This is a genomic window from Brockia lithotrophica (genome assembly GCF_003633725.1).
GTDB classification, from domain to species: Bacteria; Bacillota; Bacilli; order Thermicanales; family DSM-22653; genus Brockia; species Brockia lithotrophica.
Genome location: NZ_RBIJ01000005.1, coordinates 46,053 through 61,195, shown reverse-complemented (window position 1 = coordinate 61,195; position 15,143 = coordinate 46,053). Strand labels below are relative to the sequence as shown.

Here is a 15,143-nt window from a genome sequence, read left to right as displayed (position 1 = left end):
CTCCCCCTTCCTGCATACCTTGAAGAGAAGGACGAAACGAACGTTTCGAAGGGGAGGGAGGACCGTGGGTCTTTTCGGTCTGGACGTTGCGGGAGACCTTCCCCGCCACGGTGTGGAAGGGGCCCCGGGACAACCCGCTTCTCTCCTTTTTTCTGCCACCCCGACCTCTCCCACCGCCCGCGCGTTTCGCGAACGGGCGCAGCTTGCCGCCTCCTCCAAGGATCGCGTTGCCGTCGTCCCGCTCGTCGCCGCCGAAGTGCGGGTAGGGCCGCGGGCGGCGCGGGAAACCCCGCACTTTCTCTGGCCGGTTCGTGCCCCGCTCATCACGAGCCCTTTCGGCCCTCGGGGGGGCGGGTTCCATTTCGGGGTGGATCTCGTGAGCGCCCGCGGCGACTACACGATTTTGGCCGCCCGATCCGGCGTGGTCGTCTTTTCGGGAACAAACGGCGGGTACGGGAACCTCGTGATCCTCAGGCACGAAGGGGAGTACGAGACGTATTACGCCCACCTCGCCCAGCGGTACGTCCGGGAGGGACAAATCGTTCGGGCGGGGGACCCAATCGGCTGGATGGGGCAGACGGGGAACGCCACCGGCGTACACCTTCACTTCGAGGTCCGGTACCAGAAAACACCACAAAACCCGCTCGCCTTTCTCCCCTGAGGGGGTTTTCTCTTTTCCTTCGCCCCCGTCGCCTTGAGTCCTTGCACGTTTTCGTAGTACAATACCCTTCGTGTGATCGGCGGAAGGGCGAGGTGAAGAGGATGAAGAAGGGCATTCACCCGGAGTTTTACGAGGACGCCGTGGTGATCTGCGCCTGCGGAAATACGTTTCGCACGGGATCTACGAAGAAAGAGATCCACGTGGAAATTTGTTCCGCATGCCACCCGTTTTTCACGGGCAAACAAAAGTACGTAGACACCGGCGGCCGCATCGAGCGGTTCAAAAAGCGCTACAACCTTTCCTGACAGCTTATCCTGCGTAAACTTTCCCCTCCCGTCCACCCTAGGGACGGGAGGTGGCTGTCTGTGAAGAGGGTTCTACGCGTAGGTTGGGCGGGGCTCTTTCTTTCCCTCGCCCTCTCGTTCGGGTCCGGAGGATGTGCGGCTCCCGCTCCGGGACGGCCCACTTCGGAAGAGCTTCCCGCAGGCCCTCCGGTTTCGGCGGAAGGGCGCGCTCCAGAAGGATACGGATTTACCCCCCTTGCCGCACGGGATGGGCGTGCTTCCCGCCCTTCTGGGGTTTCTCCTGCAGGGGCGATGGAGGCTTCCGAGCTTGCGGCGCAGGTGGCGCAAGAGGCTGCGGGAGTCCAAGGCGTAACCCAGGTGGAAGCTCTCGCCGTCGGCCGCACGGTATTCGTGGGCGTCGCGGGGGAGGAAGGGGCGTCGGAACGCGTGCGCGCCCACCTTGCGTCGCGCTTTCCGCGTGTGGACGTGCGCGTCACGGGAGACCCCGATCTCGTGCGCCGGATTGAAACTCTCGCCGAGCGCGTCCGGAGTGGAGAGAACCCCCGGGCGCTCTACCCGGAATTCGACGCTTTGGGGAGGGCACTTCCCGCCGGGACGTTCTGAACGGCATTTCGGCGAACGGAACGGGAGGAGAGTTCTTGCGCAGGTTGCGGAGGGTGGGTCAGGGCGTCGCCTTGGCCCACCTTTTCGTATCGCTCCCCGATCAGCGAACGAAGGAGGTGGTGGAGATGTGGGAGAAGGTTCGAGAACTCGCTGCACGCCACGAAGTCGTGACGCGCCTTCTTGCAGAGGCGGCGGAACGGCAGGACTTCGAGGCGCTGGAAGCGCTCTCGCGGGAAGAGGCGGAGCTCGCGCCGATCGCCGAGGGCTACCGCGCGTACGAGCGCTTAGAGCGCGCCGCACAGGAGGCCCGCGAGCTCCTCGCGAACGAAAGCGATCCGGAACTCCGCCAGCTTGCCCGTGAGGAGCTCGAGCGTCTCAAGGAAGAACGAGAAAAGCTCGAGAAAGAGCTTCGGCGGCTACTTCTTCCCCGCGACCCGCACGACACGAAGAACGTGTTTTTGGAAATTCGCGCGGCGGCGGGAGGGGAGGAGGCGGCCCTGTTTGCCGCGGACCTCCTGCGCATGTACAGTCGGTACGCGGAACGCCGGGGTTGGACGGCGGAAGTTCTCGACATGCACCCTACGGACCTCGGCGGCGTGCGGGAGGTCGTCCTCCAGATTCGCGGAAAGGGGGCCTACCGCCGCCTGAAGTACGAAAGCGGAACGCACCGCGTGCAGCGCGTGCCGGAGACGGAAGCGGGAGGGCGAATCCACACCTCCACGGCTACGGTAGCCGTACTCCCTGAAGTCGAGGACGTGGAGGTGGAGATCGACGAGAAGGACCTGCGCATTGACGTCTTTTCCGCCGGAGGGCCGGGGGGTCAGCACGTGAACAAGACGATGTCTGCGGTGCGCATCGTTCACCTTCCCACGGGAATCACGGTATCCGTGCAGGACGAGCGTTCCCAGCACCGGAACCGGGAAAAGGCGATGAAGATCTTGCGGGCGCGGCTCTTCGATTACTACGCGCGCCAGCGCGAGGCGGAACTTTCGGAGACGCGGCGTCAGGCGGTTGGGACGGGAGAACGAAGCGAGCGGATTCGTACGTACAATTTTCCGCAAAACCGCGTCACGGACCACCGCATCGGCCTCACCCTCTACCGACTCGAAGAAGTGTTGGACGGCGACCTCGACGAGCTCCTCGACGCCCTCGAAACTCACTTCGAGGCGGAGGCATTGCTCCGCGAGGGGAATGGCTAGGGATGTACGGGGGTAGGGAGGACGGTCGTGCCCCGACGTTGTCCTTTCGCAAGGCATACGAAGCGTTGCGTGAGGGTCTCGTTCGTGCGGGGAAGGGGGATTCGGAAGCGGAGGCGGAGGCCCGCTTTTACCTCCAATGGCTTTACGGCCTGAGCGCCCTAGCCTTTTTGGAGGCGATGCGCGGAGGAGAACCTCGCGTTCCCGAGCCGCTGATCTCGGCCTTTCTCCGGGCCCGGGGATGGGGAATCCCCTTTGCTTACCTCGTAGGCGAGGCGGAGTTTTTCGGGTTGCGTCTTACGGTGACGCCCGACGTCCTCGTTCCGCGAGGGGACAGCGAGCGCCTCGTCGAGGCCGTCCTCGCACTCACCCAAGACGACCTCGAAAAACCCCGACACATCCTCGACCTGGGTACCGGAAGCGGGGCCTTGGGACTTGCCCTCCTCTCCCGTCGCCCCCGCTGGACGGCGGATCTTTTGGATGTGTCCTATACTGCCCTTCGCCTAGCTGCCCATAACGCCCGCAGGCTCGGGCTCGCAGGGCGCGTGCGCATTCTTTGGGGAGACGCGTTTGCCCCCTCCGCCCTGCCCGAAGGGCTTGCGGCGGCGTATGACGGGATCGTCGCCAACCCCCCATACGTCGCCACGGAGGAAATTCCCGCGCTCGCCCCGGAAGTGCGCTGGGAGCCGATCCTCGCCCTCGACGGCGGAGCCGACGGCCTTCGCCCCTACCCCCGGATCGCCGCTCTCGCCGAAATGCTCCTGAGGCCCGGGGGGTTTCTCGCCGTGGAGGTAGGCGGGGGACCGGAAAGGGTGGCCCGTGTTCGCGGAATGGTTTCTCCCCGGATGTTCGAGTTTGCTGGGGAGGTCGTCGACTATGGGAGACGCCTCCGCGGCCTCCTCTGGAAGCGCAAGTAGCGCCTTTTCTCTCGAGGTGCGAAACGCGCCTAGGGCGTTTAGAACCTCCCGCCGCAGGGCATCCTGATTGGCGGGAGGGACAGGCCATGAAGCACGATGCGCGGGCAGCGCTTTTCGTCTACGCGGGGCTTCTCGCCGTCGCCCTGCTTCTCGCCTACTTCGGTGACGTCGCCTTTTTCCGGCGGGTCTACGACGTACCCCGCCTGCGCGTCGTCGCGCACAGCGACGCGCCTTACGACCAGTGGGTAAAGGGGGAGATCGCCCGCATCGCGCTCTCCTGGTGGGAGGTAGCGTCTTCGGCGAAAGGTCGGGGCGCGCAAAACTCCCCGGACAGGCTTCGCGGGACTTCTCTTGCCTTATCCGGCGACGATCTCGAAGTCCTCCGCCGGGCGGTGCGTACGTGGCTCGCCGAAGGCGGCGTGCCATACGGATTTCGCATAGACGTCGGCGAGATTGCCCAGCCCCCCCGCACGTACGGGGGGCACCTCCTCGCCGCAGGCGAGGCGCCCACGATCCTCATCACCCTAGGGGAGGGGAAGGGGCACAACTTTTGGACCCTCCTGTTTCCCCACCTCACTCCCAAGGGCGCGTACCTGCAGGAATCTCCGCCGCGATCGGAGGGAAACGCGCTTTCGCACGAACGGGAGGAGGAACGCCGTTTTCCGGATCGGGTCGATCAGCTCGCCCTTACGGGCGGATCCGAACCTTCGCCGCTTTTGCCTTTCCCTTCGAGAGCGGAGGCGGAGGGGCGGCAGGAAGGGAAATTCGCCTGGCATTTCTACGTGTGGGATTTCGTCCATTCCTTGTGGGAGCGCACCTTCTATCGCTGAAGCCGAGCTGCCGCGTTCGACGCGGCGGCTCTTTTTTTCCGCCCTTGCTGCCCGTGCCCCAGGCCGGTATAATGGACGGCGTCCACCTGGGAAGAACAGATGTACACCGGAGGAGGAATGAAGCAGTGGCGTTCGGCGAGGGGCAAACGGTGCGCATCGGCCTTCTCGGCCTCGGCACGGTCGGAACGGGCGTCGTGCGCATCCTCACCCAGCACGCGGAGGAACTTCGCGAGCGAACGGGGGTGCGGTTCGAGGTCACGCGAATTCTCGTTCAGGACCCGACCAAGGAACGCCCTGTCAAAGTGCCTACGGCGCGGTACACCGTGCGCGGCGAGGAGGTGGTCCTCGCCGACGACGTGGACGTGGTCGTAGAGGTCATGGGCGGCATCGAACCGACGCGGGCGTTGATCGAAGCTGCCCTTCGGGCGCGGAAGCCAGTGATCACGGCAAACAAGGACCTTCTCGCCCTGCATGGCCTTGGTCTACACGCCCTTGCCGAGGAGAACGGGGTGGACCTCTTTTACGAAGCGAGCGTAGGCGGCGGAATCCCTCTTTTGCGCACGGTGATCGAGGGATTTGCCTCCGATCGGATCACGCACACGTACGGAATCGTGAACGGTACCACGAACTACATCCTTTCCAAGATGGACCGCGAAGGCGTGGACTTCTCTGAAGCGCTCCGGGAGGCCCAGGAACTCGGATATGCGGAGGCCGATCCAACCAACGACGTAGACGGCCTCGATGCGGCCTACAAAATGGTCATCCTCTCCCGCCTCGCCTTTCACGCCCCCGTCCGACTGACGGACGTGCGGGTGGCGGGAATTCGTTCGGTGACGCGTGAAGACCTCCTTCGTGCCCGCGACTTTGGCTACACCGTCAAGCTCATCGGTTGGGCGGCCCGGAAGGACGGACGCATCGAAATCGGCGTCGCCCCCACGTGGGTAAAGCGCGACCACCCGCTCGCCCACGTCCACGGCTCCTTCAACGCGGTGTACGTACACGGCGAGGCGGTCGGAGAGACGATGTTCTACGGCCGAGGCGCGGGGGATCTCCCGACGGCCATGGCCGTCGTTTCTGACCTCGTGGCCGCTGTAAAAAACGCCCTCTTGGGCGTAAGCGGGCGGGGGCACATCCGTTTGCGCCAGTCCGTGGAAGTCGTCCCTCCGGAGGAAGCGTTCGTCTTTCCCTACGCCTTTCGCCTCACGACGGACGACGTCCCCGGCGTGCTTTCCGAACTCACAGCGGTCGTCGCCCGCCACGGACTGAGCATTTCGCGCATGCTCCAAATCCCCAACACCCATACGGCAGAAATCACGTTTTTGACCCACCGGGCCCCCCTATCCGCCGTGGAAAAGGCTCGGGAAGAGTTTGCTTCCCTCCCCTTCGTGCGGGAAGTCCACACGCTTTTCCGCGTGCTTTCCTAGGACTGCCCACAGGATTATGCACAGAGTTATCCACATCCTGTGGACAAAGGGACCCGCTCCTCCCGCATTTTCCCCGGCGTTCTCCGCCCTCGTCCTTGTCGCCTAAAGGGCGGGACGGTACAATGGGCGGAGAAGAGGCGACGCGGGAGGTGGGGAATTGCTGGAGGGCGTGACCGAGGTGTGGCCGATCTCCGCCGAGGACGCGCACCTCGAGCATCCAGGAATTCGGCGTGCTGCTTCCCTCCTCCGGAGCGGGGAACTCGTGGCCTTTCCCACGGAGACCGTCTACGCACTGGGGGGGCTTGCCCGTCTGCCAGAGGCATTGGCACGGATCTACGCCGCGAAGGGGCGCCCGCAGGGGAAGCCGCTCAGCCTCCTCGTCCTCGACCGAAAGATGGCCGAGGCGTTCGTGCTCTTTTCCCCGCAGGCCGAACGCCTCTGGGAAGCGTTTGTCCCCGGTCCCCTCACGCTCATCCTTCCCGTTCGCCCCGGGGTGCGGTTGGCGGCCGTGCACGGGCTAAAGGGGGCGGCGGTTCGTTCCCCCGACCATCCCGTGGCCCGGGTTCTCCTTCGGGCCGTCGGCGAACCCATTGCGGCGCCGAGCGCAAATCGGAGCGCTCGTCCTTCGCCTACGCGTGCCGAGGACGTGCTCCGCGACTTTGCGGGCTCGCTCCCCCTCCTTCTCGACGGAGGAGAAACTTCCCTGGGCTTCGAGTCGACGATTGTCGACCTGAGCGGGGATCTCCCCCGACTCGTTCGCGAGGGGGCGGTTTCCGCGGAGGCCGTCGCCGAAGTTTTGGGGCACCCCCTTCTCCCCCCTGAGGCTACCGCTCATCCGTCTGGGGGACGGGAGGGGGCAACTTCCTCCCTTCTTCGCCTCCGTGTCCCCCTCCTCGTTTGGGAAGCGGCGCCGCCCGCGGATGAAGGTTCTTTTGCCGCCCTCCTCCTTCGGGGGGTTGCCCGGCTTCGCCGGGCAGGAGTCCTTCCGCACCGCGGGCGAGAAGAAGGCTCTCCCCTTCGCCTCGCCGTAGTCCTCCCCGAGGGTTACCGCGTTCCCACGCCGGGATCCTTTCCGCACCTTCTCGTTCCGTTTGCCTTACCCCGCGGTGCCTCGGGAATGCGGCAGTTCTACCCGGTCTTGCGGGCGTTGGAGGCGGCAGAAGTCGCCGCCGCCTTCGCGTTTCTCCCCCCCGGCGAAGTCCTCCGACCTTTGCGCGAACGCCTGCTTGCGGCGGCCTCCGAGGTGTGCGACGGTTCGCCGGAGGAACCGCGGGAAGGAGGCGGAGGGTCGTGAAGATCCTCTTCGTGTGTACGGGAAACACGTGTCGGAGTCCGATGGCCGAAGCGCTTGCGCGTCACCTTCTTGCGGAATACGGCGTGGAACCTCGGTCTCGGGGGATCTTTACTTGGGAAGGGATCCCCGCTTCGCCGGAGGCAGTGGAGGTCCTTCGGCGGCGGGGGATCGACCTCAGCGCGCACCGCGCTGCCCAGCTGCGTCCAGAAGATGTCGCCTGGGCGGACGTCGTGCTCGCGATGACCGCCGCGCACCGCGAAGCCCTCCTCGCCGCGTTTCCCGAAGCTCGGGAGAAGATCTGGACGTTTGCGGAATGGGTATCCGAGGTGAGCGGCCGCGATCTCGGCGGGGACATCGAAGATCCGGCCGGGAAGGGGATCGAGGCGTACGAGGCCACGGCCGCACGTCTCGAAGAACTCCTTCACGCGCTGGCCGATGCCTTTTCCTCCGGGAAGCTCGGCGTTGCGGCAGTTTCCGGAAACGGTCCTGACGGCGATGCGCAAAACGCGTCCGAGGCGGATGCTCCCGCCCGCGGTGCGGAAGCTTTGTCGGGCGGGACCGCGGAGGAAGGGCGGCCGGACGGAGACGCGCACGCCTAAAGGGGGGATCCCATGTTTCGCGAAGCCTGGGGAGAGTTGCGCATCGAAGGGGAAGAAGGGGTCGTCTACCGCCTGGACGAAGTACTCGAAGTAGAGGGAGTCGCCTACGCCATATTCCTCCCCGAAAACCTCGGGCTTTCCCACGAGGGCGTCGTCTTTCGGATCGCGGAGACAGACGCAGGGTACACCTTTGAACCGGTGGAGGATCCGGAAGAGTGGCAAAAAGTCGTGGACGCCTACAACGAGGCGGAGTATCGGGCGGCCCACGGAGAGGAAGACTCCGAAGACGAGGACGAAGCGTAGTGAGCTCGGGCAAAGGGTTTTTCCGGTGGTGGGAGATGGGGAAACACGCGCGGAGGTGAACGGGTGTGAAGGAGACGATCGCCCTCGGAGCCGACCACGGCGGTTACGCCCTCAAAGAGGTCGTCAAGGAATTCCTGCGGTCGGAAGGGTACGAGGTCCTCGACGTGGGTACGTTTGACGAGACCTCCGTGGATTACCCCGACTTTGCCGAAAAGGTTGCCCGTGCTGTCCTCGCAGGCGAAGCCCAGCGGGGGATTCTCCTCTGCGGGACGGGAATCGGGATGTCCATCGCCGCCAACAAGATTCCCGGAATTCGCGCCGCCCACGTTCAAGACCCGTACTCCGCGCGCATGGCGCGGGCGCACAACAACGCCAACATCCTCACCTTTGGCGGCCGCGTCGTCGGCCCCGAACTCGCGAAGGAAATCGTGCGCGCCTACCTCACGGCGGAGTTCGAAGGAGGGCGCCACGTCCGGCGCCTCGAGAAGATCCGCGCCCTGGAGGAAGGCAGGAAGGAGGTCTGACGCGGTGGAAGGCGAGCGGCACGGCGGCGGCATCGAGGAGGCGGCCGAGGCCTTCCGGGCGGACCTCGCGTACCTCGGGGAGCGCTTTCCCCTCTCCTCCCAGCACCTCCTCGTGGTAGGACTCAGCACGAGCGAAGTTGTGGGGCTGCCGATCGGGAAGGGGTCCAACCTCGCCGTAGCCCACGCCCTCTTCGAAGTGCTCGAGGCGTTTCGCCGGGACACGGGGGTGCACGTCGCCGTGCAGTGTTGCGAGCATCTCAACCGCGCCCTCGTCGTGCGCCCCGAGACTGTGGAACGCTTTGCCCTGGATCCCGTGCTCGTCCGTCCCGTGCCGGAAGCCGGCGGCGCCTTTGCCACCGTCGCTTACGACGCGTGGGATGGTACGTGCGTAGAAGCCGTCCGCGCCCACGCGGGGATCGACGTCGGCGCCACGCTCATCGGCATGCACCTAAAGCCCGTGGCCGTCCCGGTACGGCCGCCTAAGCCATTTGTCGGTAAGGCCTTTGTGACCATGGCGGTGACGCGTCCCCGACTCATCGGGGGGCCGCGGGCCCGCTATCCCGAATACCGGAGGTGAACGCGGTGGCGCCGTTGGAACACGTACGTGCCGGCGACCCCGAGGTGTTTCAGGCCATCATAGCCGAGCTCGGTCGCCAAGAGCACGGGCTCGAGCTCATCGCTTCGGAGAACTTCGTTTCCCTCGCCGTCCTGGAAGCCATGGGGACGGTTCTTACGAACAAGTACGCGGAGGGGTACCCCGGCCGCCGCTACTACGGGGGTTGCCAACACGTCGACGTCGTGGAGGAACTCGCCCGCAGCCGGGCGAAGGCGCTCTTCGGGGCCGAGCACGCCAACGTCCAGCCGCATTCCGGTGCCCAAGCCAATATGGCCGTGTACTTTTCCGTTCTCAAGCCTGGCGACACGATCCTCGGCATGGACCTCGCCCACGGCGGTCACCTCACGCACGGAAGCCCCGTGAACTTCTCGGGGCAGATGTACCGCGTGGTGAGTTACGGCGTGGACCCCGTGACGCACCGGATCGACATGGACCAAGTCCGTCGTCTCGCCCGGGAACATAGGCCGCGGATGATCGTCGCGGGGGCGAGCGCCTATCCTCGGGTGATCGACTTTGCCGCCTTCCGGGAGATCGCCGACGAAGTCGGAGCGTACCTCATGGTGGATATGGCCCATATCGCCGGCCTTGTAGCGGGGGGCGTGCACCCGAATCCCGTACCTTACGCGCACTTCGTCACCTCGACGACGCACAAGACGCTCCGCGGGCCGCGGGGCGGATTTGTGCTCACGACGGCCGAACACGCTCGCGCCCTCGACCGTGCGGTGTTCCCCGGGGTACAGGGGGGGCCGCTCATGCACGTGATCGCCGCCAAAGCGGTTGCCTTCGGGGAGGCGCTGCGGCCGGAGTTCCGCACCTACGCCGCCCGCGTCGTGGAAAACGCCCAGGCGCTCGCCGCCCGCCTGCTCGAGCACGGGTTCTCCCTCGTCTCTGGCGGCACGGACAACCACCTCTTGCTCGTCGACCTCCGCGGGACGGGGCTCACGGGGAAAGAGGCCGAAGAACTCCTGGACGCCGTGGGGATTACGGCAAACAAGAACGCCGTGCCGTTCGACCCTGAGCCTCCCGCAAAGACGAGCGGGATTCGCCTGGGGACGGCCGCCCTTACGACCCGTGGATTCGGGCCGGACGAAATGCGTCTGGTCGCCGACCTCATTGCCCGCGTCCTTCGCCACCCTGGCGACGAAAGGGTGCGCGAGGAGGTGCGCGGGTCCGTAGCCGAACTCACGCGCCGTTTTCCCCTCTACCCCGAATTGTGGGAGGCGGTCGGCGGGGAGGCGCCGCCTCACACGCGCGGCACGGCATAAGGACGATCGTTCCACCAGCGGAGCTCCATCGGTGCTCCGAAGAGCTCTTCGAGCACTTCCGCACGTAAGACCTCCTCGCGCGGCCCCTGGGCGCGGATTCGCCCACCTCCCAAAAGGAGAACGGAATCGAAAAAGGGCCCCAACTCTTCGAGCCGGTGGGTCACGAAGACGATGGTGAGGGTGGGATGGGCAGACCTTAGGCTCTTGAGTGTGGCGAGGAACGCCTCCCGCGCGGCGAAGTCCAGTCCTTCCGTGGCTTCGTCCAGGACGAGGAGTTCCGGCGCGCGCACGAGGGCGCGTGCGAGGAGGACTTTTTTCTGTTCGCCCAGAGAAAGCTCGCCGTAAGGTACGTTGAGGCGGGAGGCGAGACCCACGCCCGCGAGGGCCCTTTCGGCCTGGCATGCGGCCTCCGGGGGCACGCGCCCGTAGAGGGTCGTTGCCGCAAAAAGCGCCCCGGCGACGATTTCCAGAGGCGAATCCCCTGGATAGAGGCGGGTCCCGAGTGCCGAAGAGACCCAGGCGATCTTGCGCCTTCTCTCCGCGAGCGGAATGCGGAAAAGGGGGGTTCCTTCCCAGAGCACGTACCCCGAACTCGGGTGGAGCTCGCCGCCGATGACCTCGAGGAGGGTGGTTTTGCCTGCTCCGTTGGGGCCGAGGACGGCCCAGGCGCTCCCGCGTTCCACCGACCAATTCACGTCCTCCAAAAGCGTGCGCCCCTTTCGGCGCACGCCGACGTTTTTAAGTTCGAGCACGGGACGTCCCTCCCTCGAGAGGATCGCGTTGCGCGTTTCTCTTTTCCCTACCACAAAACGTGCCGTCATGCCAAGGCTTTGGCCGACTTGGGGTACAGATGCCCCTCTGGTATAATGGGCCTGGCGGTTTTTCAAGGCGGTTTCTTGTCGAAGCGAAGGAGGCAACCCCGTGGCGCGGGTGCACGTTTTCGACCATCCGCTCATCCAACACAAGCTCACGATCTTGCGCGATCGGCGGACGGGGCCCAAGGAATTTCGCGAGTTGGTCAACGAAATCGCCATGCTCATGGCCTACGAGATGACCCGCGACCTCCCCACGGAAGAGGTGGAGGTCGAAACGCCCATCGCCGTGGCGCGTTCTCGGGTGCTCGCCGGGCGGAAGCTTGGTCTCATCCCTATCCTCCGCGCCGGCCTCGGAATGGTGGAGGGGATGTTGAGGCTCATTCCTGCGGCAAAGGTAGGCCATATTGGCGTGTACCGAGATCCGGCGACGCTCGAGCCCGTAGAGTACTACGTAAAACTTCCCCCCGACCTACCCGAACGCGATCTCTTCCTCCTCGATCCCATGCTCGCCACAGGAGGGTCGGCGGTTTGGGCGGTGGACGCCGTGAAACGGCGCGGAGGAACCCACGTGCGTTTTGTTTCCCTGATTGCCGCGCCGGAAGGGATTCGCCGCCTTACGGATGCCCACCCAGACGTGGACGTGTACGTCGCTGCCGTGGACGAACGCCTCGACGAACACGGGTACATCGTACCCGGGCTCGGCGATGCGGGGGATCGCCTCTTCGGGACGAAGTGATTGGATCGTTTGCCGGCGTTACGAAAGAGATTGCGAAAGAAGAGTAGCTCTTACGGAAAAACTTTTTCACAGAACGTTCACGGGCGGGGAACCGCGTCGGTTGACTTCGTCCCTCGGATCCGCTAGGATATGCGTGAATGCCCGGATTTCGCGGGGAAAGCGGTGAACACCGTGAAGCCGAGGAGGTCGCAGTCCCTATGGCGGACGGCGGCACTTGTCTCGACCTTGAGCGGGGAGTTCGTAGGGTCCGTGTTGGTCGGGGTGTACGTCGGTCGCGCGTTGGGCGCGGAGCTGGGGCAGGCGTCCGTGGGAGCGGCGCTCGGCGGCCTTGGCGGCTTCGCCTTGGCGTGGTACGCGGTGTTCCGAACGCTTCGCCCTTTTCTGCGGGAGGAGGATTCCCGTGGCCCGAGGGAAGGGCGATGAGCTGGGTTGCTTTCTCGCCCTGTGGACTCGCATAGGCGCGGGAATCCTAGGCGCAAAATTTTTCCTGTTTTTTATCGTTTCCGGTATAGGTGAAATTGCGAGAAATTTTTTTGTCGGATGGCTCCTTGCTTACGCCCTCCTCTTTACGGCCTACCGCCTTTGGGGGAAGGCAGCAACCTCTCTGGGTGGCGGAAGGCTCACGCTGCTCGCCCTCCTTGCAGCAGGTGGGAGGCTTCCGGCGGCCGTCTTCGCGGGGTTGGCGGCCTGGTACGTTGGCGGCCTGGTCGGTGTGTACGGCGCGGTGGGCGGTGCGGCTTTCTTCTATCTCCTTTTTTTCTCCTTTGCAGGGTGGTGGTTCCGCGCGGGAGGAAGGGCTCTCCGACCCCCTCCTTCCGAACGGGGGGATTGATCGAGGATTACGGCGGGAAGGCGGTGAACTTTCTTGGGGGAGCACGGGACCCCGTTGGTTCAAGTCTTCGGTGTGCACCTCGACCTATCCGTGGCGATTTCTTCGACGGTGACGGCCCTCTTGGTTCTCTGGCTCGCCTTGCGCGGCGCGCGCAGCGCGCAGGCGGGGGTCCCCCAAGGTCTGGGAAACGCGTTGGAGTGGTACTACGAGTTCATCGAAGGGATCGCCCGGGATGCGTTTTCCTCGGAACGGGCGAAGATCTTTTCCCCCTTCCTCGCCACGCTTTTTCTCTACACCTTTGTCGCCAACCAGGTGGGGCTCGTCTTCAACTTCGTCGTAGGGGACAAGAGCTACTGGAAGTCCCCGACGGCGGATGCGCACGTGACGCTCACTATGGCCCTCATCGTACTCGTGGCGGCGCACGCCATGAGCATCCGCCTCAACGGCGTCAAAGGATACCTGAAGGGGCTTTTGCAGCCGAGCCCCATCGGACCTCTGCTCGTGCTCATGGAGACGTTCACGAACACCCTCACCCACGGCCTTCGTCTCTTTGGCAACATCTTTGCCGGCGAGGTTCTCGTGGGGCTCCTCGTAGGGACCCTCAAGTACAGCTTTCTAATGGCGATTCTCCTCTCTCCCGCCCTCCTCATCTGGCAAGGGTTTAGCCTCTTTATCGGAACGATCCAGGCGTTCATCTTTACCGTCTTGGCCGCGGTGTACATCGCCCAGCGCGTAGAAGCCCACTGACGCCTGGGCGAGGGTATAGATTTCCCGGGAAATCCCGGAGATCGCACCAAATCCACAGAAGGGGTGGAAAAGAAGACATGACGAGCCTCTTGGCGGTAGCGATTATCGCAGCTGCAGCAGCTCTCGCGGCGGCCATCGGAGACGCCATCGTGGTCAAGGAGACGATCGCCAGCACGGCGCGCCAGCCGGAATACGGCGGTCAGTTCCGCACGACGATGTTCATCGGGATCGCCCTCATCGAGGCACTCCCCATCATCGCCATCGTGATCGCCTTCATCCTCCTGGGTCGATGAGATGCGGTTGGACGATATCGAGCTGAGGTGGCCGCCGGCCACCTCAGCCTTTCTCCGCCGCAAGTCGCGCGCGAAAGGGTGAGACGCGTGCCTGAGACTTCAGCCCAAGCGGCCGGGGGTGACCTCACGCTCCTCGGCCTTCCCGTGCAGATCGGGACGATGCTTTTTCAGCTCGTCGTATTTCTCCTTCTCGTGTATTTGCTCCAACGCTATGCGTGGCCTTACGTAGCGCGGGCGCTCGAAGAAAGGCGCGAGCGCATTCGCGCGGACCTAGAAGAAGCTGCCCGCCAACGCGCGGAAGCTCAGGCGCTCATCGAGGAGCAGCGACGGCTTCTCGACGAAGCTCGGGCCAAGGCGGAGGAGATCCTCCGTCGAAGCGAGCGGATTGCCGAAGAAGAGCGCGAGCGCATGCTCGAAGAGGCGCGGCAGGCGGTAGAGAAGATCCGGGCGGATGCCCAGGCGGACATCGCCCGCGCCAAGGAAGAGGCGATCCTCGCGCTGCGGCGTGAGGCCGTGGAGCTCTCGATCGCCATGGCGGAAAAGATCCTCGCCCGCGAGGTAGAGGCGAAGGGCGACAGGACCTACCTCGAAAAGCTCCTCGAGGAAGTGAGCCGCTGATGCGAAGCCTAGAACGACGGCGCATTGCCCGCCGCTACGCCCGTGCCCTCGTCGATGCGGCGGTTGCGGCGGGTGTCTTTTCCGAAGTGCTCCCTGTGCTCGAGGCGCTTGTGGAGGCCGTCCGCCTCGATCCGCACCTGCGCCGGGTCCTCGCGGCGCGTTCCCTTCCTCCGTCCGCAAAAGAAGCCGCGCTCGCGGAAGCCCTATCCGGTGCGCCGGAGGTACTCCAGAGATTCATCCGCCTCCTCGTTCGAGAGGGGCGTATCGAATTGCTGCCGGAAGTTCTCGACGCCGTTCGGGCGGAGCGCGACCGCCGGGAAGGCGTGGTTCGCGGCGTGCTCGAGCTTGCGCGTCCGGAAGACGAGGAGTACGTTCCCCAACTGCAGGCGCAGTTTGCCGCCCGGTTGGGAAACGATCTACGCCTTGAGGTACGCCACGTACCCGAACTCATCGCGGGTTTTCGCCTGCGCGCGGGAGGAGTTCTCTTCGACGGGAGCGCCGCCGGACAGCTCGAACGCGTCCGTAGACACCTCGTGTTTGGCGAGCAAACCGTCAATTCGTGAAG

20 protein-coding genes are annotated in these 15,143 nt (G+C 64.9%); 19 read left to right on the top strand and 1 reads right to left on the bottom strand.

Annotated features, from left to right (window positions below; translation table 11 throughout):
* Positions 1 to 64: 64 nt before the first annotated feature.
* The 13 genes from C7438_RS07575 to glyA all read left to right on the top strand — a co-directional run bounded on the left by C7438_RS07575 (position 65) and on the right by glyA (position 10,537).
* Positions 65 to 661: a M23 family metallopeptidase gene (locus C7438_RS07575; protein WP_170143639.1), complete on the top strand. Its 597-nt coding sequence runs from the start codon at positions 65 to 67 to the stop codon at positions 659 to 661.
* A 101-nt stretch (positions 662 to 762) separates the two neighbouring features.
* Positions 763 to 966, top strand: a complete 204-nt coding sequence (rpmE, locus tag C7438_RS07570) for a 50S ribosomal protein L31 (protein ID WP_121444765.1) — start codon at positions 763 to 765, stop codon at positions 964 to 966.
* A gap of 60 nt (positions 967 to 1,026) precedes the next feature.
* Positions 1,027 to 1,569 (top strand): YhcN/YlaJ family sporulation lipoprotein, encoded by a 543-nt coding sequence (locus C7438_RS07565; RefSeq protein WP_121444764.1) that lies wholly within the window; start codon positions 1,027 to 1,029, stop codon positions 1,567 to 1,569.
* 125 nt (positions 1,570 to 1,694) lie between these two features.
* Positions 1,695 to 2,768 carry a peptide chain release factor 1 gene (prfA, locus tag C7438_RS07560; RefSeq protein ID WP_121444832.1) on the top strand — a complete coding sequence of 358 codons (1,074 nt, stop codon included), beginning with the start codon at positions 1,695 to 1,697 and terminating at the stop codon, positions 2,766 to 2,768.
* A 2-nt stretch (positions 2,769 to 2,770) separates the two neighbouring features.
* A complete protein-coding gene (locus tag C7438_RS07555) occupies positions 2,771 to 3,682 on the top strand; it encodes a N5-glutamine methyltransferase family protein (protein ID WP_121444763.1) in 912 nt (303 codons plus the stop codon).
* A gap of 86 nt (positions 3,683 to 3,768) precedes the next feature.
* On the top strand, positions 3,769 to 4,512 hold the full coding sequence (locus C7438_RS07550; RefSeq protein WP_121444762.1) for a stage II sporulation protein R: 744 nt from the start codon (positions 3,769 to 3,771) through the stop codon (positions 4,510 to 4,512).
* A 125-nt stretch (positions 4,513 to 4,637) separates the two neighbouring features.
* The gene (locus C7438_RS07545) at positions 4,638 to 5,936 is read left to right on the top strand and encodes a homoserine dehydrogenase (protein WP_211322141.1); all 1,299 of its coding nucleotides are present in this window, start codon (positions 4,638 to 4,640) and stop codon (positions 5,934 to 5,936) included.
* Between the two features lie 157 nt (positions 5,937 to 6,093).
* Positions 6,094 to 7,230 (top strand): L-threonylcarbamoyladenylate synthase, encoded by a 1,137-nt coding sequence (locus tag C7438_RS07540; RefSeq protein ID WP_121444760.1) that lies wholly within the window; start codon positions 6,094 to 6,096, stop codon positions 7,228 to 7,230.
* Positions 7,227 to 7,829, top strand: a complete 603-nt coding sequence (locus C7438_RS07535; RefSeq protein ID WP_211322140.1) for a low molecular weight protein arginine phosphatase — start codon at positions 7,227 to 7,229, stop codon at positions 7,827 to 7,829. Before C7438_RS07540 ends, C7438_RS07535 begins: the two co-directional genes overlap by 4 nt.
* Before the next feature lie 12 nt (positions 7,830 to 7,841).
* Positions 7,842 to 8,132, top strand: a complete 291-nt coding sequence (locus C7438_RS07530) for a DUF1292 domain-containing protein (RefSeq protein ID WP_121444759.1) — start codon at positions 7,842 to 7,844, stop codon at positions 8,130 to 8,132.
* 65 nt (positions 8,133 to 8,197) lie between these two features.
* Positions 8,198 to 8,656, top strand: coding sequence for a ribose 5-phosphate isomerase B (rpiB, locus tag C7438_RS07525; protein ID WP_121444758.1), 459 nt, complete (start codon positions 8,198 to 8,200; stop codon positions 8,654 to 8,656).
* Between the two features lie 4 nt (positions 8,657 to 8,660).
* Complete coding sequence (locus C7438_RS07520; RefSeq protein WP_211322139.1) at positions 8,661 to 9,233, top strand: TIGR01440 family protein; 573 nt, start codon at positions 8,661 to 8,663, stop codon at positions 9,231 to 9,233.
* Positions 9,234 to 9,247: 14 nt separating this feature from the next.
* A complete protein-coding gene (gene glyA, locus C7438_RS07515; RefSeq protein WP_121444829.1) occupies positions 9,248 to 10,537 on the top strand; it encodes a serine hydroxymethyltransferase in 1,290 nt (429 codons plus the stop codon).
* Here the strand turns inward: glyA and C7438_RS07510 are convergent.
* A complete protein-coding gene (locus tag C7438_RS07510; RefSeq protein ID WP_170143638.1) occupies positions 10,516 to 11,289 on the bottom strand; it encodes an ABC transporter ATP-binding protein in 774 nt (257 codons plus the stop codon). The genes glyA and C7438_RS07510 overlap by 22 nt on opposite strands.
* Positions 11,290 to 11,458: 169 nt before the next feature.
* Here C7438_RS07510 and upp point away from each other — a divergent pair, with 169 nt between their 5' ends.
* The 6 genes from upp (at position 11,459) to atpH (ending at position 15,141) form a co-directional block, all read left to right on the top strand.
* On the top strand, positions 11,459 to 12,088 hold the full coding sequence (gene upp / locus C7438_RS07505) for a uracil phosphoribosyltransferase (RefSeq protein WP_121444756.1): 630 nt from the start codon (positions 11,459 to 11,461) through the stop codon (positions 12,086 to 12,088).
* Positions 12,089 to 12,259: 171 nt separating this feature from the next.
* Positions 12,260 to 12,511: a hypothetical protein gene (locus tag C7438_RS07500; RefSeq protein WP_121444755.1), complete on the top strand. Its 252-nt coding sequence runs from the start codon at positions 12,260 to 12,262 to the stop codon at positions 12,509 to 12,511.
* A gap of 442 nt (positions 12,512 to 12,953) precedes the next feature.
* Entirely contained in the window at positions 12,954 to 13,667 is a 714-nt protein-coding gene (gene atpB, locus C7438_RS07490) for a F0F1 ATP synthase subunit A (protein WP_121444753.1), read from the top strand.
* 77 nt (positions 13,668 to 13,744) lie between these two features.
* Positions 13,745 to 13,960, top strand: coding sequence for a F0F1 ATP synthase subunit C (atpE, locus tag C7438_RS07485; protein ID WP_121444752.1), 216 nt, complete (start codon positions 13,745 to 13,747; stop codon positions 13,958 to 13,960).
* Positions 13,961 to 14,047: 87 nt separating this feature from the next.
* The gene (atpF, locus tag C7438_RS07480) at positions 14,048 to 14,578 is read left to right on the top strand and encodes a F0F1 ATP synthase subunit B (RefSeq protein ID WP_121444751.1); all 531 of its coding nucleotides are present in this window, start codon (positions 14,048 to 14,050) and stop codon (positions 14,576 to 14,578) included.
* The gene (atpH, locus tag C7438_RS07475; RefSeq protein WP_121444750.1) at positions 14,578 to 15,141 is read left to right on the top strand and encodes an ATP synthase F1 subunit delta; all 564 of its coding nucleotides are present in this window, start codon (positions 14,578 to 14,580) and stop codon (positions 15,139 to 15,141) included. Before atpF ends, atpH begins: the two co-directional genes overlap by 1 nt.
* Positions 15,142 to 15,143 lie beyond the last annotated feature (2 nt).

Excerpts from the sequence above, each read along its gene's own strand:
- rpmE (WP_121444765.1), top strand. The coding sequence starts at position 763 with ATGAAGAAGGGCATTCACCCGGAGTTTTACGAGGACGCCGTGGTGATC.
- prfA (WP_121444832.1), top strand. The coding sequence starts at position 1,695 with ATGTGGGAGAAGGTTCGAGAACTCGCTGCACGCCACGAAGTCGTGACG.
- C7438_RS07555 (WP_121444763.1), top strand. The coding sequence starts at position 2,771 with ATGTACGGGGGTAGGGAGGACGGTCGTGCCCCGACGTTGTCCTTTCGC.
- C7438_RS07550 (WP_121444762.1), top strand. The coding sequence starts at position 3,769 with ATGAAGCACGATGCGCGGGCAGCGCTTTTCGTCTACGCGGGGCTTCTC.
- C7438_RS07530 (WP_121444759.1), top strand. The coding sequence starts at position 7,842 with ATGTTTCGCGAAGCCTGGGGAGAGTTGCGCATCGAAGGGGAAGAAGGG.
- atpE (WP_121444752.1), top strand. The coding sequence starts at position 13,745 with ATGACGAGCCTCTTGGCGGTAGCGATTATCGCAGCTGCAGCAGCTCTC.
- atpH (WP_121444750.1), top strand. The coding sequence starts at position 14,578 with ATGCGAAGCCTAGAACGACGGCGCATTGCCCGCCGCTACGCCCGTGCC.